We start from the raw sequence: 20702 nt of genomic DNA, 5'->3' as shown, positions 1-20702 counted from the left end.
CAGCAGAAAGCCGCCCGAAGGGGCGGCTCTCATGCGTACGACATGCCGCAGGCTCACGCCGTCAGTCGACGACGCAGCATCTGCAGCAGGGTGTAGAGCCAGGGCCACAGCGCACCCCCGATCACCGCCGACAGCAGGAAGGACAGACTCACTGGCCCGGCACCGAAGATGCTGCGCAACCACTGGTCCACCAGCTGCGCGATGCCCAGCACCACGATCACCAGCAAGGCCTGCTGCAGCAGTGAGTAGGCGCGGATGCGCTGGTAGAGCAACACGCCCATGAAGGCGGTCAGCGAGAGCACCAGTGCATTGTGCCCCAGCGGTGCCCCCTGCAGGACATCCAGCGCCAGGCCGAACAGGAAGCCATGGAAGACACCGACACTCTGCGGCGAGACGATGCACCAGTAGACCAGCATCAGACCGAGCCACTGTGGACGCCAGATCAACCACACATCCGGCAAGGGCATGACCTGAAGACACAGGGCCAGCAGCAACGAGAACCAGCACAGCAAGGTGGTCTGGGGACGAAAGGCCATCAGTTGTTCTCCCCTGGCGCATTGGCGCTCTGCTGCGCCTCGGCATCCGCCGCGTCCTCGTCACCCGCGTCCGAAGCGGGCGCGGCGAGGTTGTCCTTGGGCAGCTCGTCAAGACTGTCATCCACGTAGAGGCTCTCCACGTCGACGGCGGGTGGCATCTGGATCAGGAAGTTGCGCGAACGCTCAAGCTGGGCAATGGGTTCGGCACTGACGCGAGCGAAGGGCTTGCCGGGGTCATGATAGACCTCGGTGACACGTGCCACCGGCAGGCCACGCGGAAAGCGCAGCGCGAGCCCCGAGGTCACCAGCAGGTCCCCGACACGGATATCCGCGGTGTCCGGCACGTGCAGCACATCCACCTGATCGATCTTGCCGCTGCCCTGGGCAATGAAGCGCAGGCCATTGCGATTGACCTCCACCGGCACGGCATGACTGGCATCACTGATCATCAGCACGCGACTGTTGTAGGCCGACGTGGAGATGACCTGACCGACCAGCCCGTAGGCATCCAGAACCGGCAGGCCGATGCGCACGCCATCCTGCTCACCGCGATCCACCACCATGCGATGGGAGAACGGATCAGCATCAAGCGTCAGCAACTGGGACGTGATGTAGGGGATATCGCTGCGCTGACCGGCATTGAGCAATTCGCGCAGACGGGAATTCTCGGCAGACAGGCTCGCCATGCGTTGCACACGGCTGGACAGATTGAGCAGCTGCTCACGCAGTGCCCGGTTTTCATCGGCGAGCTTCTGCTGGTCGGCAAACACCAGTGCGCCCCAGCTGAGGCCCTCTGTAGGCAGACTGACCACCCATTGCACAGGGGAAACCAGTGTCGCCATGCTGGCACGCACGTCGACCATCCAGCTGAAGCGATCTTCGGCAAACATCAGCGCGAAGGACAGCACCGCACACAACAGCATGCGATAGCCGGGCACGGGGCCACGCGTGAACAGGGGTTTGATAGCACTTCCTCCGACAGGCCGGGACCAGCCGTACAGCACACCCGGCCCCGGACGAGGTCAATCGCTCGACAGCAGCTCGAAGGTGTGCTGATCGATCATTTCCAGCGCCTTGCCACCGCCACGCGCCACGCAGGTCAGCGGGTCTTCGGCGATGATCACCGGCAGGCCCGTCTCTTCCGCGATCAACTTGTCGATGTCACGCAGCAGCGCACCACCGCCGGTCAACACCAGACCGCGCTCGGCGATGTCGGATGCCAGCTCCGGTGGAGACTGCTCGAGCGCGCTCTTGACCACCGAGACGATGGCCGCCAGCGGCTCCTGCAGCGCATCGAGAATCTCGTGGGAGTTGAGCGTGAAGGAGCGTGGAATGCCTTCGGCCAGATTGCGACCGCGCACGTCGATCTCGCGCAGCTCGCCGCCCGGGTAGGCACAGCCGATCTCTTCCTTGATGCGCTCGGCCGTCGCTTCACCGATCAGGCTGCCGTAATGGCGACGCACGTAGGAGGTGATGGCTTCGTCGAAGCGGTCGCCGCCGATGCGTACCGACTCGGAGTAGACCACGCCGTTGAGCGAGATGATGGCGATCTCGGTGGTACCACCACCGATGTCGACCACCATGGAGCCCATGGCTTCCTCGACGGGAAGACCAGCACCGATCGCGGCCGCCATGGGCTCCTCGATCAGGTAGACCTCACGCGCACCGGCCCCTTCGGCCGATTCCTTGATGGCGCGGCGTTCGACCTGGGTCGACATGCACGGCACGCACACCAGAACGCGAGGGCTGGGCGTCAGGAAGGTGCTCTGATGCACCTTGCGGATGAAATGCTGGAGCATCTGTTCGGTGACGGTGAAGTCGGCGATGACGCCGTCCTTCATCGGGCGGATGGCCGTGATATTGCCGGGGGTACGCCCCAGCATGCGCTTGGCATCGGCACCGACAGCCGCGACGCTGCGGGCATTCCCGGATTGGCGAATGGCAACGACGGAGGGCTCGTCGAGCACGATACCGCGACCGCGCACATAAATGAGCGTGTTGGCGGTACCCAGATCGATCGACAGATCGCTCGAGAACAGCCCACGTAAACGTTTAAACATGGAAGTTGATCACCTAGTCCAGACCGGAACCCTGTGCAGACGCGAACGGTACCATTGCCACCCCATGGCGGCAAGCTGACACGCCTGCCAGCGCGCCGCAGATGTGGTACATTTCACGCCGAATCACACTGTGACAGCGCAACGGGCGAGCAGTTGCCTCACCGCTGGCCAACGCCAGGTCACCGAGCAGACTGCACTCGCCGTTACCTCAAGCCTCACGAAGCCAAGACAGGGAAACTTCCATGGCCCTTGAACATTCAGATGTGCTGCGTGCCGCTCACCTCGCACGCCTGGGTCTTGCCTCGCAGGATGCCGAAGCCTATGTCGCGGATCTTGATCGGATTCTCGCCATGGTCGACCAGCTGCAACAGGTCGACACCGACGGCGTCGCTCCCCTGGCGCACCCGCTGGAAGCCACGCAACGCCTGCGTGCCGACGAAGTCACCGAGTCAAATCAGCGCGAGCGTTTTCAGCAGGTGGCTCCGGCCACAGAACAGGGGCTGTATCTGGTACCGCGCGTCGTCGAGTGATCACGCCTGGCCGATCCCTCACGTGAGGTGAGAGACCGCCAGACCTGATACCACGCCACGCGGCACGCCCCGTCCGCCCCCGGAATTTCCGCGTGCGATGCCCTTTGCATCGTGTGCACAGATGGAATCGAACATGTCATCGTCCATTGCACTACATGACAAGACGCTCAGTGAGCTGGCGCAAGGCCTCGAGGCCGGCGAGTACACCAGTCGCGAGCTGACGGAAGCCTTCCTGGCCCGTATCGAACGCCTCGACGGCGAGCTCAACAGCTACATCACCCTGTGCCGTGAAGAGGCGCTGCGCGAGGCCGATGCCGCGGACGCCAGGCGCGCCGCCGGCAATGCCGCACCGCTGACCGGCGTGCCGATGGCCATCAAGGACATCTTCTGCACCGAGGGTGTGCGCACCAGCTGCGGCTCGAAGATGCTCGACAACTTCATCTCCCCCTACGACGCCACCGTGATCGAGAAGCTCAAGGCGGAAGGCGTGGTGATGCTGGGCAAGACCAACCTCGATGAGTTCGCGATGGGCTCCTCGAACGAGAACAGTTACTACGGTCCGGTCAAGAACCCGTGGGACCTGTCCGCCGTCCCGGGTGGCAGCTCCGGCGGCAGCGCCGCTGCCGTCGCCGCAGGCCTCGCCCCGGCGGCACTGGGCACCGATACCGGTGGCTCCATCCGCCAGCCGGCCGCCTTCTGTGGCATCACCGGCCTCAAGCCGACCTACGGCCGCGTCTCCCGCTACGGCATGATCGCCTACGCCTCCAGTCTCGATCAGGGTGGCCCGATGGCACGCTCCGCCGAGGACTGCGCGCGCCTGATGAACGTGATCGCCGGCGCCGACCCGCGTGACTCCACCAGCGTGGTACGTGGCGTGCCAGACTACGTCGAAGGCCTGGACTATGACCTCAAGGGCCTGAAGATCGGCCTGCCGAAGGAATACTTCGGCGACGGCCTGTCAGCGGAGGTCGAAGCCTCCGTGCGTGCCGCGATCAAGGTCTTCGAGGATGCCGGTGCCAGCGTGCAGGAAATCTCCCTGCCGCATACCCACCTGGCCATCCCGACCTACTACGTGATCGCACCGGCCGAGGCCTCCTCCAACCTGTCGCGTTACGACGGCGTGCGTTTCGGCCACCGCTGCGCAGACCCGCAGGACCTGGAAGACCTCTACAAGCGCACCCGTGAAGAAGGCTTCGGCGACGAGGTGAAGCGCCGCATCCTGATCGGCACGCACACCCTGTCCGAAGGCTTCTTCGATGCCTACTACATCAAGGCCCAGAAGGTGCGTCGCCTGATCCGTCAGGACTTCCTCGATGCCTTCGACCAGGTCGATGTGCTGATGGGGCCGGCGGCACCGACCCCGGCGTTCGATCTCGGCGCGCACAAGGACCCGCTGTCCATGTACCTGCAGGATCTCTACACCATCGCCATCAACCTGGCGGGCATTCCGGGCATCAGCGTGCCGGCCGGTCTGGCTGGCAAGCGCCCGGTGGGTCTGCAGATTCTCGGCCCGCACTTCGGTGAGCAGACCCTGCTGGGCGTCGCGCACCAGTTCCAGCAAATCACCGACTGGCACCGCCAGCGCCCGGAATTCGGACAGGAGCAAGCCTGATGCAATGGGAAGTCGTAATCGGGCTTGAGGTTCACGCTCAGCTCGCCACCCAGTCAAAGATATTCTCCGGCTCGTCCACCACCTACGGTGCCGAGCCCAACACCCAGGCCAGCGCCGTCGATCTCGGCCTGCCGGGCACCCTGCCGGTGCTCAACGAGCAGGCCGTGGCCATGGCCGTGCGCTTCGGCCTCGCCGTCAATGCCGCCGTGGCCGGCCGTTCGGTGTTCGAGCGCAAGAACTACTTCTACCCGGATCTGCCCAAAGGCTACCAGACCAGCCAGATGGATCAGCCCATCGTCGGGCCGGGTGAACTCGAGATCCTGCTCGAGGATGGCACGCGCAAGTCGATCCGCATCCACCATGCCCACCTCGAGGAAGACGCCGGCAAGTCGCTGCACGAAGACTTCCAGGGCATGACCGGCATCGACCTGAACCGTGCCGGCACACCGCTGCTGGAAATCGTCTCCGAGCCGGACATGCGCTCCGCCAAGGAAGCGGTGGCCTACGTGAAGGCGATCCACGCCATCGTGACGTACCTCGGCATCTCCGACGGCAACATGGCCGAAGGTTCCCTGCGTTGCGACGTCAACGTCTCGGTGCGCCCCAAGGGGCAGGAAGCCTTCGGCACTCGCGCGGAGATCAAGAACGTCAACTCCTTCCGCTTCATCGAGCGCGCCATCCACTTCGAGGTGGAGCGTCAGATCGAGCTGATCGAGGACGGCGGCAAGGTCGTGCAGGAAACCCGCCTGTATGATCCGGATGCCGACGAGACGCGCAGCATGCGCACCAAGGAAGAAGCCAACGACTACCGCTACTTCCCGTGCCCGGACCTGCTGCCGGTGGAAGTCGACGACGCCTACATCGAACACCTGCGCCAGACTCTGCCGGAGCTGCCGGCCGAGAAGCGCGCACGCTTCGAGGGCGAACTGGGGCTGTCCGCCTATGATGCCAGCGTGCTGTCCGCCAGCCGTGAGATGGCCGACTTCTTCGAGGAAGTGAAGGATGTCTGCGGCGACGCCAAGCAAGCCGCCAACTGGGTGCAGGGCGAACTGGCCGGGCGTCTCAACAAGGAAAATCTCGACATCACCGTGAGCCCGGTCTCGGCAGCCCAGCTGGGGGGCCTGATCAAGCGTATCGTCGATGAGACCATCAACGGCAAGGCCGCCAAGCAGGTGTTCGCCGCGCTGTGGGATGGCGAAGGCGAGAGCGCCGACGAGATCATCGAGTCACGTGGCCTCAAGCAGGTCACGGACACCGGTGCCATCGAGGCAGTGGTCGACCAGGTGATCGCCGACAATCCGGCTCAGGTGACCCAGTATCAGGAAGCCGAACCGGACAAGCGTGGCAAGATGATCGGCTTCTTCGTCGGTCAGGTGATGAAGGCCTCACGCGGCACCGCCAACCCGCAACAGGTCAACAAGGTGCTCAAGGAAAAGCTGGACAGCCTCAGCTGATCCTGCGCCTCTGAGTCATCCTGTCGCTGCATGCAACGGCCAGTCACGGACATCCCGAGGCTGGCCGTTGTCGCTCAAGGACTCAAGGCATTTCCAGTCAATCGTCGCTTCGCGAAGGAAGTTCTGATGGCAGATGATGTCGGTGCGCGCCTGCGGGCGCTGCGTACGCTGCGGGGCATCTCGCAACGCGAGCTGGCCAAGCGCTGTGGGGTGACCCATTCGAGCCTGTCACTGATCGAACAGGGCAAGGTCAGCCCCTCGGTCAGCTCACTGTCCAAGATTCTCGCCGCCATTCCCATGAGCATCGGTGATTTCTTCACCATGGAACTCGAGAACACCGCCAAGGTGTTCTATGGCGAAGAGGAGCTGACGAACGTGGGCAGCGGAGAGGTGGCCTTCAAACTGGTCGGGGCCAAGCGTCAGGATCGCAATCTGTCGTTCATGATCGAGACCTACCCGCCTGTCAGTGACACCGGCCGCGAAATGATCACCCATCAGGGAGAGGAAGCCGGGGTGGTCATCGAAGGCGAGATCGAGATCACCATCGGCAGCGACACCCGGGTATTGAAAGCCGGTGAAGCCTACTACTTCGATACCAATGTGCCGCATCGCTTTCGCAACATCGGCGAAGTCGAGTGCCGTCTGGTCAGCTGTGCGACGCCGGCACGCATGTTCTAGACCTTGCGGCAAACACTTGCGGCAGATGACAACAGAAAAGAGGCCACGCGATCGCGTGGCCTCTTTTCGTGCTGCACGGTGTTTCCGCCAACGCGTGACAGCCCGGTTCGGCCCGGTTTCAGTTCAGCTCAGCGCGATCCAGACACTCTTGAGCTGGGTATATTCCGCCAGCGAGTGATGGGACTTGTCGCGGCCGTTGCCGGACTGTTTCACGCCGCCGAAGGGCATGCTCTGATCGCCCCCCGCCCAGTTGTTGACGAAGACCTGGCCGGATTCGAGACGATGGGTCATGCGCATGATGCGGCCGATGTCCTGGCTCCAGAGCCCCGCCGCCAGTCCGAAATCACTGTCATTGGCCAGCGCCAGCGCCTCCTCTTCGGTCTCGAAACCGAAGACCGACAGCACCGGCCCGAAGATTTCCTCACGGCCGATCACCATCTCGGGCGTGACGCCATCGAAGACCACCGGACGGATGAACAGCCCCGGCCCGGCAACGTCTTCGCCGCCGGCACGCAGCACCGCCCCCTCCTCGATCCCCTTGCGGATGTAGCCCATCACGCGCTCATGCTGGGTGCTGTCGACCATCGCCCCCATGAAGCTTGTCGGGTCCAGCGGGTCGCCCGGCTGCATGCGCTCGGCAGCCGCCACCACCTTGGCGACGAAGGCGTCGCGGATCGAGTTTTCCACCAGCAGGCGAGAACCGGCGATGCAGACCTCCCCCTGGTTGTAGAAGATGGCGGCAGCGGCACTCTCCGCCACGCGATCCAGATCCGCGCAATCGGCGAACACGATGTTGGGGCTCTTGCCACCGCACTCCAGGAAGACACGCTTCAGGTTCGACTGTCCGGCATACTGCATCAGCTGCTTGCCGACGGTGGTGGAACCGGTGAAGGCCAGACACTCGACGTCCATCGACAGGGCCAGCGCACGCCCGACGGTATGCCCGAAGCCCGGCAACACCTGGAAGACGCCACTCGGGAGACCTGCCTCACGTGCGAGTGCCGCCAGACGCAGCGCTGACAGTGGTGACTTCTCCGACGGCTTGAGGATGACACTGTTGCCCGCGGCCAGCGCCGGCGCGACCTTCCAGGCCGTCATCATCAGCGGGAAGTTCCACGGCACGATGGAGGCCACCACCCCCAGCGGCTCGCGCAGCACCAGCCCCAGCACCTGCTCGCCGGTCGGCGCGACCTCGCCGTACAGCTTGTCGATGGACTCGGCCTGATGGCGGATCGAGCCGATCGCTCCCGCCACATCATCCAGCGCGCTGGTGATCGGCTTGCCCATGTCGAGGGTATCCAGCAGCGCCAGCTCATACTGGTGTCTCTCCATCAGGTCCGCCAGCCTGAGCAGCACCCCCTTGCGCTCGACAGGCGCCATGCGCGACCAGCCCCCCCTCTTGAAGGCGGCGCGCGCATGCCGGACGGCGATCTCGGCATCGGCGCCGTCACAGCTGGCCACCTTCGCCAATCGTTTCCCAGTGGCCGGATTGAGGCACTCGAAGGTCTCGCCGCTGACCGCCGGCACGAAGTCATCGTTGATGAAGGCATTGCCTTGCAGTTGCGGCGTCAGACGGGCGGCGAGCGCCTGCCAATCGGTCAATGTCCGGGGACGACTCATGATCAGGATTCCGAAGTCAGGTAAGAGGGGGCAGGTCACACGAGAACGCGGGAGAGGCAGCCAGCGCCGTGTCATCCTGCAGCGTCTGCAGGCGCGCGGGACACGGCTTCGTCGTCATCTTCACGACGGCTGACGAGGTGTCTCCTCAGCGGATGATGCTTGCCTGGACCTGTCCCGACAGGCCGCGGCAAATCCTTCCAGAATCGCCTGATACAGCGGATGCTGACGTGGTTTCCATTCGGGATGCCATTGCACCGCCAGCGTGAAGGCTCCCGCTGCGATGATCGAGATCGCCTCCACCAGACCATCCGGAGCGACCGCTTCGACACGCAGCCCTTCGCCCAGCCGCGCGATCCCCTGCTGATGCACGGAATTGACCCGCGCCTCAGGCGCGGCGTACAACTCGGCCAGCCGTCCGCCCGGCAGGATGCTGATGCCGTGGGAGGGGGCGAACTGCACGTCGAGATCGCCCTCGGGCTCACGATGATCCCTCAAGCCGGGCACGTTCTGCACCGCCTGATGCAAGCTGCCACCGAAGGCGACGTTCAGCTCCTGAAAGCCGCGACAGATACCCAGCAACGGCAGTTGCAACTCGAGCGCCAGCGGTACCCAGGCCATGGCTGACGCATCTCGTGCCGTGTCTTCATAGGTATTCTCCGGCGCGATGGCCTCGCCATACCGCGCCGGATGCACGTTGGAATAGCTGCCCGTCAGCAGCAACCCATCCAGTCGCGCCAGCAGCGCTCTGGCCGAGTCAGCCATGACGTCTTCCCATACCGGGATCACCAGTGGCTCCAGTCCGAATTCGCGCAGGGCACTGACGTACTTGTCAGTCACCATGTGCGCCGGATGGCCTTCAATCGTGCGACGGCAGGCGATCACACCCACCAGAGGGCGAGACGTCATGGGTTCTCCTTCAGGGGCCACTCATGCACCCCGGTCATTTGGTATGTTTTATTCAACATCGATTGAACTGACATCCTGCCAATCAGGCACGAAGGCAATCTCAAGCAAGGGGAAACCACGGGACAGAGATCGAAAGAAAGCGCCTCAGCCGATGATACTGCCTCAAGGGTGCAACGGGTAAGCGCTGTGAATTATTTGACAACACGGGATGGCGTGGCGATATATGATGTGCCACCACCCACTCACAGGCCCCCCAATGAACAGCCTTCACGTCGATGAGGCCAGAGAGTTTCTGGACCGCCATCCGGAAATCGAGAGCATCGACCTGCTGATCAGTGATATCAGCGGCATCCAGCGCGGCAAGCGTATCCCGCGCGAGAATCTGGAAAAGGCCTACGAGCAGGGCATCAACCTGCCAGGCTCCGTCTTCGCGATCGATATCGCCGGCAACACCATCGAAGAGACCGGTCTGGGCCTGGAGACCGGGGATGGGGATCAGGTCTGCCGCCCGATCCCCGGCACCTTGATGCCAGCCCCCTGGCTGCGCGGCGGCAAGCAAGGCCAGCTGTTGATGAACATGCGCGATGACAGGGACGGCCCCTTCTTCGCGGACCCCCGCAATCAGCTGCAGAAACAGGTCGATATTCTGGCCGGGATGGGGCTGACCGCCGTCGTCGCGCTGGAACTGGAGTTCTATCTCGTGGATCGTGAGCGCGATGACCTGGGCATGGTGCAGCCACCCTGCTCTCCGCTCACGGGTGAGCGCGCCACGGAAAGCCAGCTCTACTCCATCGGAGAGCTGGATGAATATGCCGACTTTCTGGAAGAGATCCAGGATGCCGCACGCATCCAACAGCTGCCGCTGGATACCGCGCTCAAGGAGTGCGCCCCGGGTCAGTTCGAGATCAACCTGATTCATCTCGACGACGTCATGAAGGCCTGTGACAGCGCCGTCCTGCTCAAACGCCTGATCAAGGGTGTCGCCCTGCGTCATGGCTTCGACGCGACCTTCATGGCCAAGCCGTACGGTGATGAAGCCGGCAATGGCATGCATGCGCACCTGAGCCTGGTGGACCGCGATGGACACAATGTCTTCGCAGACCCCGGCGAGAATCCTCTGGGCACCGAGACCCTGCGTCACGCCATCGGCGGCCTGCTGGAACTCATGCCCGCCTCCATGGCGCTGTTTGCCCCCAACCTGAATTCCTATCGCCGTTTCCAGCAGGGCCTGTACGTACCGATGGCGCCCACCTGGGGATTCGACAACCGCTCGGTCGCCATCCGCATTCCCTCCGGCCCCAATGAGGCGCGTCGGCTGGAGCATCGGGTCGCCGGGGCTGACGTCAATCCCTACCTGCTGCTGGCGACGCTGCTGGCCTCCATCATCCATGGCATCACCCATCGGATCTCCCCGGGTGAGCCGGTGACCGGCAATGCCTATGATCAGTTCGAGCCCAGCCTGACCAACAGCTGGCCCGAGGCCCTGACGCTGCTGGAGGAAAGCGCTCCCCTCACGGCCGCTTTCAGCGAGCGCTTCCTGAATGTCTTCATTGCCGGTCGCCGGGCGGAGCGCGAGGCCGCGATGCAGATCATCAGCCGTCTGGAATACGACTGGTACCTGCGCAGCATCTGAGGCGCCTCACCCCGGACACGCTTGCCCAGTGGGCATTCCGGCCGGAGCGCGCCCACTGGCCCTGACCTCCCGCTTCGAGTGCGTCAGAGGCCGAGCCTGTCGCGTGTCTGGTAGTACCAGGCTCCCACGGCAGACAGCGGCACTCGCAACAGTCGTCCCCCGGGGAACGGCAGATGCGGCAGGTTCGCGAAGGCATCGAAGCGACCCTCACGCCCCCTCATCACCTCGCTGATCAGTCGCCCAGCGAGGTGACTGCAGGTCACGCCATGCCCGGAATACCCCTGGGCGTAATAGACATTGTCATTGAGCACGCCGAACTGCGGCAGTCGATTGAGCGTCATCAGGAAGGTTCCGCTCCAGGCATAGTCGATCCTGACGCTGGCCAGCTGCGGGAAGACCTTGAGCAGCTTGGGCCGAATCAGGGACTCGATATCGGCGGGGTCTTCACCGCCGTAGTTGACACCGCCCCCGAAGAGAAGACGGTTGTCGCGAGTCAGGCGGTAGTAATCCAGCAGATAGTTGCAGTCCTCCACCGCCATGCCATTGGGCAGCAGCCCGCGCGCCACGTCATCCGCCAACGGCTCGGTGGCGATGATCTGCGTGCCGCAGGGCATCGACTTGCCCTCGAGCTCCGGCAGCACACCGTGAAGATAGGCATTGCCCGCCATCACCACACGCTCGGCCCGGATGGCGCCAGCGGCCGTCCTGAGCACGACCGGACTGCCATGCTCGAGACTCACCAACGGGCTATGTTCGAAGATCACCCCGCCGAGGGACTCGAAGGCCGCGGCCTCGCCCAGCACCAGATTGAGCGGATGGAGATGGCCGCCGGAGTGGTCGACCAGGGCGCCCGTATACCCTTCGGCGCTCACTTCACGCTGGTAGGCATCCCCTTCCAGCAATTCGAGACTGGTATTGCCATAGCGCTCCCAGAGGGCCTTGTGCTCCTTGAGCCCCTTGAACTGACGCGCGTTGCAGGCGGCAAAGAGATTGCCGTCGCGCAGATCACAGTCGATGGCATAGTCAGCGATGCGATCCCGAATGATGCGATTGCCCTCAAAGGCCATGTCGCCCAATGCCTGCGCCGTCCGTGCGCCGAAGCGCGCCTCGATCACGTCCATGTCGCGACTGTAACTGTTGACGATCTGCCCGCCATTGCGACCCGAGGCCCCATATCCCACGCAGGCGGCCTCCAGCACCATCACCTTGAGCCCCTGCTCGGCCAGGTGCAGTGCCGCCGAGATTCCCGTGAAGCCAGCGCCGACCACGCAGACATCGCAGCTGACCTCACCGGACAACGGCGGGCGCTCGGGGGCGACATTGGCGGAAGCGGCATACCAGGAGGCGGCAGACTCCAGGGGGGTAGTGGCACTCATGACAGCATCCTTGTGGTAGACCAGATCAACCTGCGAACAAGACATCTTGCAGATACACACCATGAGCGCCGGACTGACGCGTCATGCCTCTCACTGACGACAACCCTTCTTCCGCCCGCCTCTTCCCCTGAACCTCGGGAGGCCACGACGGATGTCGTGGCCTCCCGGTATCCGTTGGCGTACCGCAGGGGTCTAGACACGCAGCAGCAGGTGCTCACGCTCCCAGGAGCTGATGACCTGGAAGTATTCCCCATGCTCGGCACGCTTGACGGCCAGATAACTCTTCACGAAGCGCTCGCCGAGGATGTTGGCCAACGGCGTACAGGCATGCAGAGCATCGAGTGCCGGGCCGATATCGTCCGGCAGGGTATTGCCGCCCTCCCAGGCCGAGCCGACCACCGGAGGGCGCGGCTCGATCCGCTCCATCATTCCCAGATAACCACACGCCAGCGAAGCCGCCATCACCAGATAGGGATTGGCATCGGCACCCGCCAGACGATTCTCGACCCGCGTACCTGCCGCGTCCGACACCGGCACCCGCAGGCCCACGGTGCGGTTGTCCAGGCCCCACTCGACATTGATGGGTGCGGAGCCACTGGTGTCATTGCGCATCAGACGCCGATAGGAATTGACGTTGGGGGCGAAGAACGGCATCGCGGCGGGCAGATAGGTCTGCAGGCCCCCGATGAAGTGACGGAACAGCGTGCTCGGCTGACCCGACGCATCGGCAAACAGGTTATTGCCTGACTCGACATCCACCAGGCTCTGGTGAATATGCATCGAACTGCCCGGCTGATAGGCCATCGGCTTGGCCATGAAGGTCCCGTACATGCCATGTCGCAGCGCCGTCTCCCGCAGGGTGCGCTTGAACATCACCACCTGGTCGGCGAGAGAAAGAGCATCCCCATGCTCGAAATTGACCTCCATCTGCCCCGCTCCCTCTTCATGGATCAGGGTGTCGAGATCCAGCCCCATCGCCTCGCAGTAGTCATACATCTCCTCGAACAGTGGATCGAATTCATTGACCGCATCGATGGAGAAGGACTGACGGCTGCTCTCCTGCCGACCGCTGCGGCCGATGGGCGGTTCCAGCGGATAATCGGAGTCGGTATTGGTCTTGACCAGATAGAACTCGGCCTCCGGCGCCACCACCGGCTGCCAGCCCTGTTCGGCATACAATGCCAGTATCCGTTTGAGCACATAGCGTGGCGACAGCTCGACCGGCTCACCATTCAGGTAATAGCAATCGTGGATGACCTGTGCGGTGGGGTCTTCCGCCCACGGCACCAGATAGAGCGCATTCACGTCCGGAATCAGCTGCATGTCCTGTTCGGCCGGGTTCCAGAAGCGGCTGTCTTCATCATCCGGATAGCCTCCCGTGACGGTCTGGATGAACAGCGAATCCGGCAGGCGTGGCCGCCCGCCATTGAGGTACTTGCGCGCAGGCATGATCTTGCCCTTGAGAATGCCGGTCAGATCCGTGACCAGACATTCCACCTCGGTGATACCGTGAGCGGCGAACCATTCCTGCAGGATCGCGTCATCATCTTCATGACCCGGCTGCTCGTGACCCACGTGATTGACACTCATAACACCTTCCTTGAACACCGCAGGCAGCGCCTGCGGTCAATGACGAGATGCCCGCGATCGACGAGACGCCGACTCAACGGGCCTGCACTTCCGACCATAACTGCTGGAAGATCTGCAACTGCTCACCGGAGAGACTCGGCGAGAAATGCAGACGCGCCATGTCATCCTCGGAGGGCTGGATCGGTGGCTGGGTCAGCACCTCATCCAGATACGGCCTGGCGGCGGCATTGGGGCTGGCGTAGTAGTTGTAGTTGGACAACTGCGCGCCGACCTTGGCGTCCAGAAGGAAGTTGATGAAGGCGTGTGCCAGCTCAGGATGCGGCGCCTTGGCGGGAATCATCATCGAATCGACCCACTTCTCGGCACCTTCATCCGGAATCATGTACTTGATATCGGCGAAGGACTCCGGATTCTCGTCCAGATAGAACAGATAGTCGCCGTTGTAGGACAGCGCACCATGCGTGACCTTGCGTGCCAGCTGTTGCAGGGCCGGCGTGCCATCGGAGAAGCCGCTGAAGTTGTCGCGATGCTTGGTCTCGATCAGCAATCTGGCCGCCTCACGCCAGGCATCCATGCCGGTACAGTCATAGCCATGACCGAGATAGGCACAGGCCGCCCCCATGCTGACCTGGCCATCGCCCATCAGGCTGAACGGATATGAGGCATTGACGGCGGGATCAAACAGCAGTGACCAGCTCTTGGGGGCATCCTTGAACGTGCTGGCGTTGTAGACCAGCCCGGTGACTCCCCACTGATACGGGACGGTGTAGTTGGCTCCCGGGTCAAAGCTCGGGTCCTTGAACTGCGCATCGACATTGGCCAGGTTGGGCACTTTCGCCTTGTCGATCTTCTGGACCAGGCCGGTGTTGATCAGGCGCGGCACGTAGTAATTGGACGGCACGATGATATCGTATTGGGACACCCCGCCGGCATTCAGCTTGGCCAGCATTTCCGGCAGGGAGTTGTAATAATTCTCGACCACCTCGACATCGAAGGCCTCTTCAAAGGCGGTGATGATCTCCGGGTCCATGTACTGGGTCCAGTTGAAGAGATACAGCTTCCTGTCTTCAGCCTGGGCGGCGCCTGCCAGCAGCAGACTGCCGATGGCGACCGCGAGACGCAGCGTGTGAGTTGTCATTGTGATGCTCCGTTCAGTCGATGAGAGAGGTGGTGAATGCCCGCCCCCGATACCGGCATGCCTGCCTGGTCAGGGGCGGGGTACGACGAGTGATCCTCCAGCGAAATCATGAAGCGCTGCGCCGGCGTGACAGCGCAAGACTCACGATCGCCGCCAGGGCGACCACCGCCATCATCAGGGTGGCGATGGCATTGATCTCCGGTGTCACGCCCTTGCGTATCGCGCTCCAGATGTAGATGGGCAAGGTGGCGCTCTCCGGTCCGGCGGTAAAGAAGCTGATCACGAAGTCATCCAGCGACAGCGTGAAGGACAGCAGGAAGCCCGAGATCAACGCCGGCTTCAGGGTCGGCAACATGAAGAACTGCACGCGCTGGCGCGGCGTGGCATAGAGGTCCTTGGCCGCCTCGAACAATGTCGGATCCAGACCGACGAAGCGTGAATAGACGATCAGCGCCACGAAGGGAATCTGGAAGGTGACATGCGCGATGATCATGGTGCCCAGCCCCGGCGACAGCAGACCGGTCAACTCATTGATCTTGACGAAGAAGGTCATTTCCGAGATCCCGAACACGATGTCCGGCAGCACGATGGGCAGATAGATCAGCACGATCAGCCAGCCCAGCTTGCGATGACGGTGGCGATACATGCCATACCCGATCAGCGTGCCGATCATCAGCGCCAGCAATGACGACACCACTGCCAGCAGCAGCGAATTGCCCAGCGCCGACAGAATCGCGTCATTGCCCAGCAGACGCCGATACCAGCGCAGCGACACGCCGGTGAAGCTTGCGGCACTGTTGGAGGCATTGAAGGAGAAAAGCATCACCACGATCAGCGGCAGATACAGAAAACCGAGCGTCAGCCACCAGAAGCCCCGCAATCCCTTGTGAAGTCCGCCGCGCGTCATATCACCACCTCTTCACCGCCACCCAGGCGCCTGCCGATGCGACGCATGGCATAGAGTCCGATGAAGGTCGCGATCAACATCAGGATCGCCCCCGCCGCCCCCAGCGGCCAGTTGGCACTGCCGGAGAACTGATTGGCGACCAGATTGCCCAGCATCATGCCCTTGCCACCGCCGAGCAGTTCCGGAATCACGTACATGCCGAACGCCGGGATCGCCACCAGCACCACCCCCGCCAGCAGCCCCGGCAACGTCTGGGGGAATACCGCATGCCAGAAGGCCTTGAGCGGCGAGGCGTAGAGATCCTGCGCCGCTTCCACCAGCGAGAGATTGAGCTTCTCGAAAGCGGCATACAGCGGCAGTACCATGAAGGGCAGGAAGTTGTAGACCAGCCCCAGCGTGACCGCGAAATTGGACGGATAGAGCCCCATGTTGGGCGCGATCATGCCCATGGCCTCGGCCAGCTCCGCCAACGGCGTGCCCGGCGCCAGCAGGTTCATCCAGCCAAAGGTGCGGATGACCTGATTGGTCCAGGACGGCACGACTACCGCCAGCAGCATGATCGGCCGCCAGCGCTGGTCTGCCTGCGAGATGTGATAGGCGATCGGATACGCCACCAGCACCACCAGCACGGTGGAAAGCACGGTCTGCCACAGCGAACGCCCCAGCGTCATGAGATTGCCCGGGCTCCAGCCGAGAAAGCCCTGACCCGCCAGCTGCGTAAACGAGGTCAGCGACAAGGGCATCTCCGGCAAGCCATAGGGGCCATTGCTCATGAAGGCCACGCTCATCAGATAGAGACTGGGCAGCACCAGGAAGATGATGATCCACAGCGCGCCGGGGGCGACCGTCAACAGCAGGTGGCGTGACTCGGCCACCACCGCGCGACTGCGTGCCGTGGGCAAGCTCCCGTGATAGGCCATCGTCATGCCTCCAGCGTGATCAGGTCTTGCGCGGCCACCACCACATCGACGTGGTCTCCCACGTCCGGCAACTGGCCGCCCCGATTGTTGACCACCACCTGCAAGGTGACACCCGCCACCTCCACGCGATATTCGGCATGGCTACCGCGGTACAGTCGCTCCTGTACTCGGCCCGGCAGATGATTTTCCAGCACGTCGTAGCGTTCGAATTCGCTGGCGGGACGCCGGCGCAGTTCCAGCGTCTCGGGGCGCAGCAGCAGCAACCCGCCGCTGCCCGGTGCCTGCGCCGTCAGCATGCCCAGCGGCGTGGTCAGCCGGACGGCGTCATCGCGGCTGTCATCGCGAGCCGTGATCTCGAACAGATTGGCATGCCCCATGAAACGCGCCACGAAGGCATTGACCGGGCATTCATAGATCTCGCGCGGCGTCCCCACCTGCTGGATGCTGCCGCTGTCGAGCACCGCGATGCGGTCCGACATCACCATCGCTTCCTGCTGATCATGGGTGACGAACACGAAGGTCATGCCAAGGCGCTTCTGCAGACGCAGCAGCTCGATCTGGATCTGACTGCGCAGCCCGGCATCCAGCGCCGACAGCGGTTCATCCAGCAGCAGCACATCCGGCTCGCAGACCAGCGCCCGCGCCAGCGCGATACGTTGGCGCTGACCACCTGAGAGCTGGTCGACCCGGCGATCGATCAGACTCCCCAGCTTGATGAACTCGGCCATCTCGGCGACCTTTGCCTCGCGCTCGCCACTCGGCATGCCCTGCATGCGCAGACCGAAGGCGAGGTTGTCACGCACGCTGAGATGCGGGAACAACGCATAGGACTGGAAGACCGTATTGACGCTGCGCTGATGCGGCGGCACATCGGTGACATCGCGCCCGCCGATCACCACCTGCCCCTCATCCAATGCCTCCAGCCCCGCCAGAATGCGCAGAAGCGTCGTCTTGCCACACCCGGAAGGCCCCAATAGCGTGAAGAACTCGCCGGGCTGAATGGCGAGATCCACACCATCAAGCGCCGCCACCTCGTTGCCGAAGCGCTTGTGCAGCCCCTTGAGCTGAATGGATGACGCGGCACGGCAATGGAACCGGGGCTGGCCAGCCTCCGACGACTCTCTCGTGTCTCGCTCAGGCGCCATACCCTCGTTGCTGTCCACTGCGCTCATCGCGCCTCCCTTGCGATTACTCACCAGTCGTGTCCCGCTCATGGGCTGTCGGGATGATCAACGATGTCAAATGTGCAGCACCTTCATCATGGCTTCGGCCTAGAGCCGATCACGCAGCGTGTAGAAGCTGGTCGCCAGGACCAGCAGAGGAGTTCGCAACCAGTGTCCACCCGGGAAGGCGCGGTGGGGCATGGCGGCAAAGACATCGAAACGTTCCGCCTGGCCGGCAATCGTCTCGGCGATCAATTTGCCCGCCAGCCCTGCAAGCGACATGCCATGTCCCGAGTACCCCTGGGCGTAATAGACATTCGGGGCAAGACGCCCGAAGTCCGGTGCCCGATTCATGGTGATGGCCACGTCACCCCCCCAGCGGTAATCGATCCCCACCCCGTCAAGCGCCGGAAACAGACGGCGAATCTTGCCGTCCATGCGCGTCTTGAGGTGGCGCGGCTCTCGTCCGGTATAGCTCACCTCCCCCCCGTAGAGCAGGCGCCTGTCAGCAGAGAGACGGTAGTAGTCGAGCACGAAGTTGGCATCGGAAAGGGCATCATTGCCCGGCAACACCTGCGCGACCTGTGCTTCGCTGAGCGGTTCGGTGGCCACGATATAATTGGCGACGCGCATGATGCGCTCATCCAGCCGCGGGACCAGGCCATCGAGATAGGCGTTGGTCGCCACCACCACGAACTCGGCACTCACGCTGCCCTGCGCGGTATGCACACGCGCACGCCCTGCCTGCCCACCGGAGCCATTGGCGACGATGCCACTGCCACTTCGGCCATGCTCGAGCTTGAGCACAGGACTCTGTTCACAGATCGTAACGCCTGCCCGCTGGGCAGCACGCGCAAGCCCGAGGGTGTAATTCAGCGGATGCAGATGGCCACCCTCTCCATCATGCAGCGCCCCGGGATAGGCATCGGTAACGACTCGCGCTCGCAGGGCATCCCCCTGCAACCACTGCAATGCATGGTAGTCATGATCGCGTGCCATGCGCGCCTGAAATTCCTGCAATTCGCGCACATGTCGCGGCTTGACGGCAGCATGCAGATAGCCGCGGGTATAATCACAGGGGATCCGGTGCTTCTCGATCAGTGCGGTGGTGAGACGAACCGACTCGCGACTCATCTCCCAGATGGCATGCGCCTGCTCACGGCCGAGAGCCTTCTCGACCGTGGCGATGTCGGTGCCAAGTCCCGGCAGGATCTGGCCGCCACTGCGTCCCGAAGCCCCGAAGCCGATGCCGCGCGCCTCCAGCAGGATGACCGAATAGCCACGCTCAGCGAGATGCAGAGCCGCTGAGCAGCCGGTGATACCGCCGCCGATCACGCAGACATCAGCGCGTCGTTCACCGGCCAACGGTGGACAGGGCGCAAGCGTCACACGCTGACTGGCCTGGTAGTAGGAGCGGATGTCATCACGCCCACGCTGCGCTTCCTGGCGGTCTCGCCGCGGCTCGTCTGTCGCGCCTGATCTGCAGCCGACCATGCCCCTCCTTACCCGCCACTGTTGAGTTTATTCACCGACCCGGGGAATATTTGCGTTATTTACCACACGTCATCGGCAAATACTGCATATTGATTGCCCCGCGAGGTATAAATTTTCAACACGCACTGTTTTACACCCCTTTTGACGCCCCACAATGGCGCCCCCCCCTGAGGTCATCAACGTCAGACTTTTGAGACCAGAAAAGCAAAAGCCCCGCAGCCTGAGAGGCTGCGGGGCTTGGTGACAGACCCTCCACGCATTGGCGTGAAGGGGGCTCGGGGAGTGCTCCACTCATGTCATGTCGAGCGACGACATACCGGACAGGCGGGGTCACGCTTGAGCCCCATGCGTCGCCACTCACCGGTCAGGCCATCGAAGGTGGCGAGCCCTCGATGCACACGCCCGGCACCACTGATCAGCTTGAGCGCTTCCAGCGCCTGGAAGGCCCCGATGATGCCGACCAACGGCGCGATGACCCCGCTCTCGGCACAGGTCAGCTCTTCATCGCCCTGCTCTTCCGGCGAATACAGGCAGCCGTAACACGACGCATCTGCCTCACGGCGATCAAATACCGCCAACTGACCGGAGAAACGAATCGCGGCACCCGACACCAGCGGCGTGCCTGCCGCCACGCAGGCGGCGTTGATCGGGAAGCGCGAACTGAAACGGTCAGTACAATCGAGCACCACGTCCGCGGCGGCGACCTGCTCGGCCAGCGCCTCGCCCTGAAGACGTTCGGACAGGGCGATCACCTCGGTGTCGGGATTGATCGCCGACACCGAGCTGGCGAGCGAGCGCGCCTTGGGCTGGTCGATGTCCGCCTCTCCGTGGGCGATCTGACGTTGCAGATTGGAGAGCTCGACATGGTCATCATCGGCCAGCACCAGCGTGCCGACACCGGCTGCCGCCAGATAGAGCGCCGCCGGGCACCCCAGACCGCCAGCCCCGATCACCAGCACCCGCGCGGCCAGCAATCGTTGCTGACCCGCGATATCGACCTGAGGGAGCAATATCTGACGCGAATAGCGCAGCAGTTGCGAATCTTGCATGGAAGGTGAGCCGTCTGTCTGTGAATGAAGTGAATG

General features: G+C 63.2%; 18 protein-coding genes. 5 read left to right on the top strand and 13 right to left on the bottom strand.

The window, feature by feature from the left end:
* Nucleotides 1–53: 53 nt before the first annotated feature.
* The 3 genes from mreD to BOH68_RS03350 are packed head-to-tail and all read right to left on the bottom strand — an operon-like array spanning nucleotide 54 to nucleotide 2596.
* Nucleotides 54–536, bottom strand: coding sequence for a rod shape-determining protein MreD (gene mreD, locus BOH68_RS03360; protein WP_077371553.1), 483 nt, complete (start codon nucleotides 534–536; stop codon nucleotides 54–56).
* Nucleotides 536–1501: a rod shape-determining protein MreC gene (gene mreC, locus BOH68_RS03355; RefSeq protein WP_255304420.1), complete on the bottom strand. Its 966-nt coding sequence runs from the start codon at nucleotides 1499–1501 to the stop codon at nucleotides 536–538. Before mreC ends, mreD begins: the two co-directional genes overlap by 1 nt.
* Before the next feature lie 57 nt (nucleotides 1502–1558).
* Complete coding sequence (locus tag BOH68_RS03350) at nucleotides 1559–2596, bottom strand: rod shape-determining protein (protein WP_043332576.1); 1038 nt, start codon at nucleotides 2594–2596, stop codon at nucleotides 1559–1561.
* A gap of 242 nt (nucleotides 2597–2838) precedes the next feature.
* Between BOH68_RS03350 and gatC the strand changes: the two genes are divergently transcribed.
* From gatC to BOH68_RS03330, 4 genes are all read left to right on the top strand, one after another.
* Nucleotides 2839–3126 (top strand): Asp-tRNA(Asn)/Glu-tRNA(Gln) amidotransferase subunit GatC, encoded by a 288-nt coding sequence (gatC, locus tag BOH68_RS03345; RefSeq protein WP_077371550.1) that lies wholly within the window; start codon nucleotides 2839–2841, stop codon nucleotides 3124–3126.
* Between the two features lie 133 nt (nucleotides 3127–3259).
* Nucleotides 3260–4738, top strand: coding sequence for an Asp-tRNA(Asn)/Glu-tRNA(Gln) amidotransferase subunit GatA (gatA, locus tag BOH68_RS03340; protein ID WP_077371547.1), 1479 nt, complete (start codon nucleotides 3260–3262; stop codon nucleotides 4736–4738).
* Entirely contained in the window at nucleotides 4738–6192 is a 1455-nt protein-coding gene (gatB, locus tag BOH68_RS03335) for an Asp-tRNA(Asn)/Glu-tRNA(Gln) amidotransferase subunit GatB (RefSeq protein WP_077371544.1), read from the top strand. The genes gatA and gatB overlap by 1 nt, the downstream gene beginning before the upstream one ends.
* 126 nt (nucleotides 6193–6318) lie before the next feature.
* Nucleotides 6319–6870, top strand: a complete 552-nt coding sequence (locus tag BOH68_RS03330; RefSeq protein ID WP_077371541.1) for a cupin domain-containing protein — start codon at nucleotides 6319–6321, stop codon at nucleotides 6868–6870.
* 123 nt (nucleotides 6871–6993) lie between these two features.
* Here BOH68_RS03330 and BOH68_RS03325 read toward each other — a convergent pair whose 3' ends face one another.
* Nucleotides 6994–8490 (bottom strand): aldehyde dehydrogenase, encoded by a 1497-nt coding sequence (locus BOH68_RS03325; protein ID WP_077371538.1) that lies wholly within the window; start codon nucleotides 8488–8490, stop codon nucleotides 6994–6996.
* Between the two features lie 120 nt (nucleotides 8491–8610).
* A complete protein-coding gene (locus BOH68_RS03320) occupies nucleotides 8611–9396 on the bottom strand; it encodes a gamma-glutamyl-gamma-aminobutyrate hydrolase family protein (protein ID WP_077371535.1) in 786 nt (261 codons plus the stop codon).
* Between the two features lie 256 nt (nucleotides 9397–9652).
* Between BOH68_RS03320 and BOH68_RS03315 the strand changes: the two genes are divergently transcribed.
* Nucleotides 9653–11029, top strand: a complete 1377-nt coding sequence (locus BOH68_RS03315) for a glutamine synthetase family protein (RefSeq protein ID WP_077371532.1) — start codon at nucleotides 9653–9655, stop codon at nucleotides 11027–11029.
* 83 nt (nucleotides 11030–11112) lie between these two features.
* On the opposite strand, the gene BOH68_RS03310 is transcribed toward BOH68_RS03315, so the two are convergent.
* The 8 genes from BOH68_RS03310 to BOH68_RS03275 form a co-directional block, all read right to left on the bottom strand.
* A complete protein-coding gene (locus BOH68_RS03310) occupies nucleotides 11113–12405 on the bottom strand; it encodes an NAD(P)/FAD-dependent oxidoreductase (protein WP_077371529.1) in 1293 nt (430 codons plus the stop codon).
* A 192-nt stretch (nucleotides 12406–12597) separates the two neighbouring features.
* Nucleotides 12598–13995, bottom strand: a complete 1398-nt coding sequence (locus BOH68_RS03305; protein ID WP_077371526.1) for a glutamine synthetase family protein — start codon at nucleotides 13993–13995, stop codon at nucleotides 12598–12600.
* Nucleotides 13996–14068: 73 nt separating this feature from the next.
* Complete coding sequence (locus BOH68_RS03300; RefSeq protein ID WP_077371523.1) at nucleotides 14069–15133, bottom strand: ABC transporter substrate-binding protein; 1065 nt, start codon at nucleotides 15131–15133, stop codon at nucleotides 14069–14071.
* Between the two features lie 106 nt (nucleotides 15134–15239).
* Nucleotides 15240–16040 (bottom strand): ABC transporter permease, encoded by an 801-nt coding sequence (locus BOH68_RS03295; protein WP_077371520.1) that lies wholly within the window; start codon nucleotides 16038–16040, stop codon nucleotides 15240–15242.
* On the bottom strand, nucleotides 16037–16960 hold the full coding sequence (locus tag BOH68_RS03290) for an ABC transporter permease (RefSeq protein WP_077371517.1): 924 nt from the start codon (nucleotides 16958–16960) through the stop codon (nucleotides 16037–16039). Before BOH68_RS03290 ends, BOH68_RS03295 begins: the two co-directional genes overlap by 4 nt.
* Before the next feature lie 2 nt (nucleotides 16961–16962).
* Entirely contained in the window at nucleotides 16963–18132 is a 1170-nt protein-coding gene (locus tag BOH68_RS03285; protein WP_077371514.1) for an ABC transporter ATP-binding protein, read from the bottom strand.
* Nucleotides 18133–18231: 99 nt separating this feature from the next.
* Nucleotides 18232–19617 carry an NAD(P)/FAD-dependent oxidoreductase gene (locus BOH68_RS03280; protein WP_077371511.1) on the bottom strand — a complete coding sequence of 462 codons (1386 nt, stop codon included), beginning with the start codon at nucleotides 19615–19617 and terminating at the stop codon, nucleotides 18232–18234.
* A 296-nt stretch (nucleotides 19618–19913) separates the two neighbouring features.
* Nucleotides 19914–20666 carry a HesA/MoeB/ThiF family protein gene (locus BOH68_RS03275; protein ID WP_077371508.1) on the bottom strand — a complete coding sequence of 251 codons (753 nt, stop codon included), beginning with the start codon at nucleotides 20664–20666 and terminating at the stop codon, nucleotides 19914–19916.
* Nucleotides 20667–20702 lie beyond the last annotated feature (36 nt).

The organism is Cobetia sp. MM1IDA2H-1 (genome assembly GCF_002916775.2).
In the GTDB taxonomy this organism is placed as follows: domain Bacteria; phylum Pseudomonadota; class Gammaproteobacteria; order Pseudomonadales; family Halomonadaceae; genus Cobetia; species Cobetia marina.
The sequence above is the reverse complement of the archived record's forward strand: the minus strand, read 5'-3'. Positions and strand labels throughout refer to the sequence as shown.

Coding starts and splice junctions, on each gene's coding strand:
- mreD (WP_077371553.1), bottom strand. CDS start 536: ATGGCCTTTCGTCCCCAGACCACCTTGCTGTGCTGGTTCTCGTTGCTG.
- BOH68_RS03350 (WP_043332576.1), bottom strand. CDS start 2,596: ATGTTTAAACGTTTACGTGGGCTGTTCTCGAGCGATCTGTCGATCGAT.
- gatC (WP_077371550.1), top strand. CDS start 2,839: ATGGCCCTTGAACATTCAGATGTGCTGCGTGCCGCTCACCTCGCACGC.
- gatA (WP_077371547.1), top strand. CDS start 3,260: ATGTCATCGTCCATTGCACTACATGACAAGACGCTCAGTGAGCTGGCG.
- gatB (WP_077371544.1), top strand. CDS start 4,738: ATGCAATGGGAAGTCGTAATCGGGCTTGAGGTTCACGCTCAGCTCGCC.
- BOH68_RS03330 (WP_077371541.1), top strand. CDS start 6,319: ATGGCAGATGATGTCGGTGCGCGCCTGCGGGCGCTGCGTACGCTGCGG.
- BOH68_RS03325 (WP_077371538.1), bottom strand. CDS start 8,490: ATGAGTCGTCCCCGGACATTGACCGATTGGCAGGCGCTCGCCGCCCGT.
- BOH68_RS03320 (WP_077371535.1), bottom strand. CDS start 9,396: ATGACGTCTCGCCCTCTGGTGGGTGTGATCGCCTGCCGTCGCACGATT.
- BOH68_RS03315 (WP_077371532.1), top strand. CDS start 9,653: ATGAACAGCCTTCACGTCGATGAGGCCAGAGAGTTTCTGGACCGCCAT.
- BOH68_RS03310 (WP_077371529.1), bottom strand. CDS start 12,405: ATGAGTGCCACTACCCCCCTGGAGTCTGCCGCCTCCTGGTATGCCGCT.
- BOH68_RS03305 (WP_077371526.1), bottom strand. CDS start 13,995: ATGAGTGTCAATCACGTGGGTCACGAGCAGCCGGGTCATGAAGATGAT.
- BOH68_RS03300 (WP_077371523.1), bottom strand. CDS start 15,133: ATGACAACTCACACGCTGCGTCTCGCGGTCGCCATCGGCAGTCTGCTG.
- BOH68_RS03295 (WP_077371520.1), bottom strand. CDS start 16,040: ATGACGCGCGGCGGACTTCACAAGGGATTGCGGGGCTTCTGGTGGCTG.
- BOH68_RS03290 (WP_077371517.1), bottom strand. CDS start 16,960: ATGGCCTATCACGGGAGCTTGCCCACGGCACGCAGTCGCGCGGTGGTG.
- BOH68_RS03285 (WP_077371514.1), bottom strand. CDS start 18,132: ATGAGCGCAGTGGACAGCAACGAGGGTATGGCGCCTGAGCGAGACACG.
- BOH68_RS03280 (WP_077371511.1), bottom strand. CDS start 19,617: ATGGTCGGCTGCAGATCAGGCGCGACAGACGAGCCGCGGCGAGACCGC.
- BOH68_RS03275 (WP_077371508.1), bottom strand. CDS start 20,666: ATGCAAGATTCGCAACTGCTGCGCTATTCGCGTCAGATATTGCTCCCT.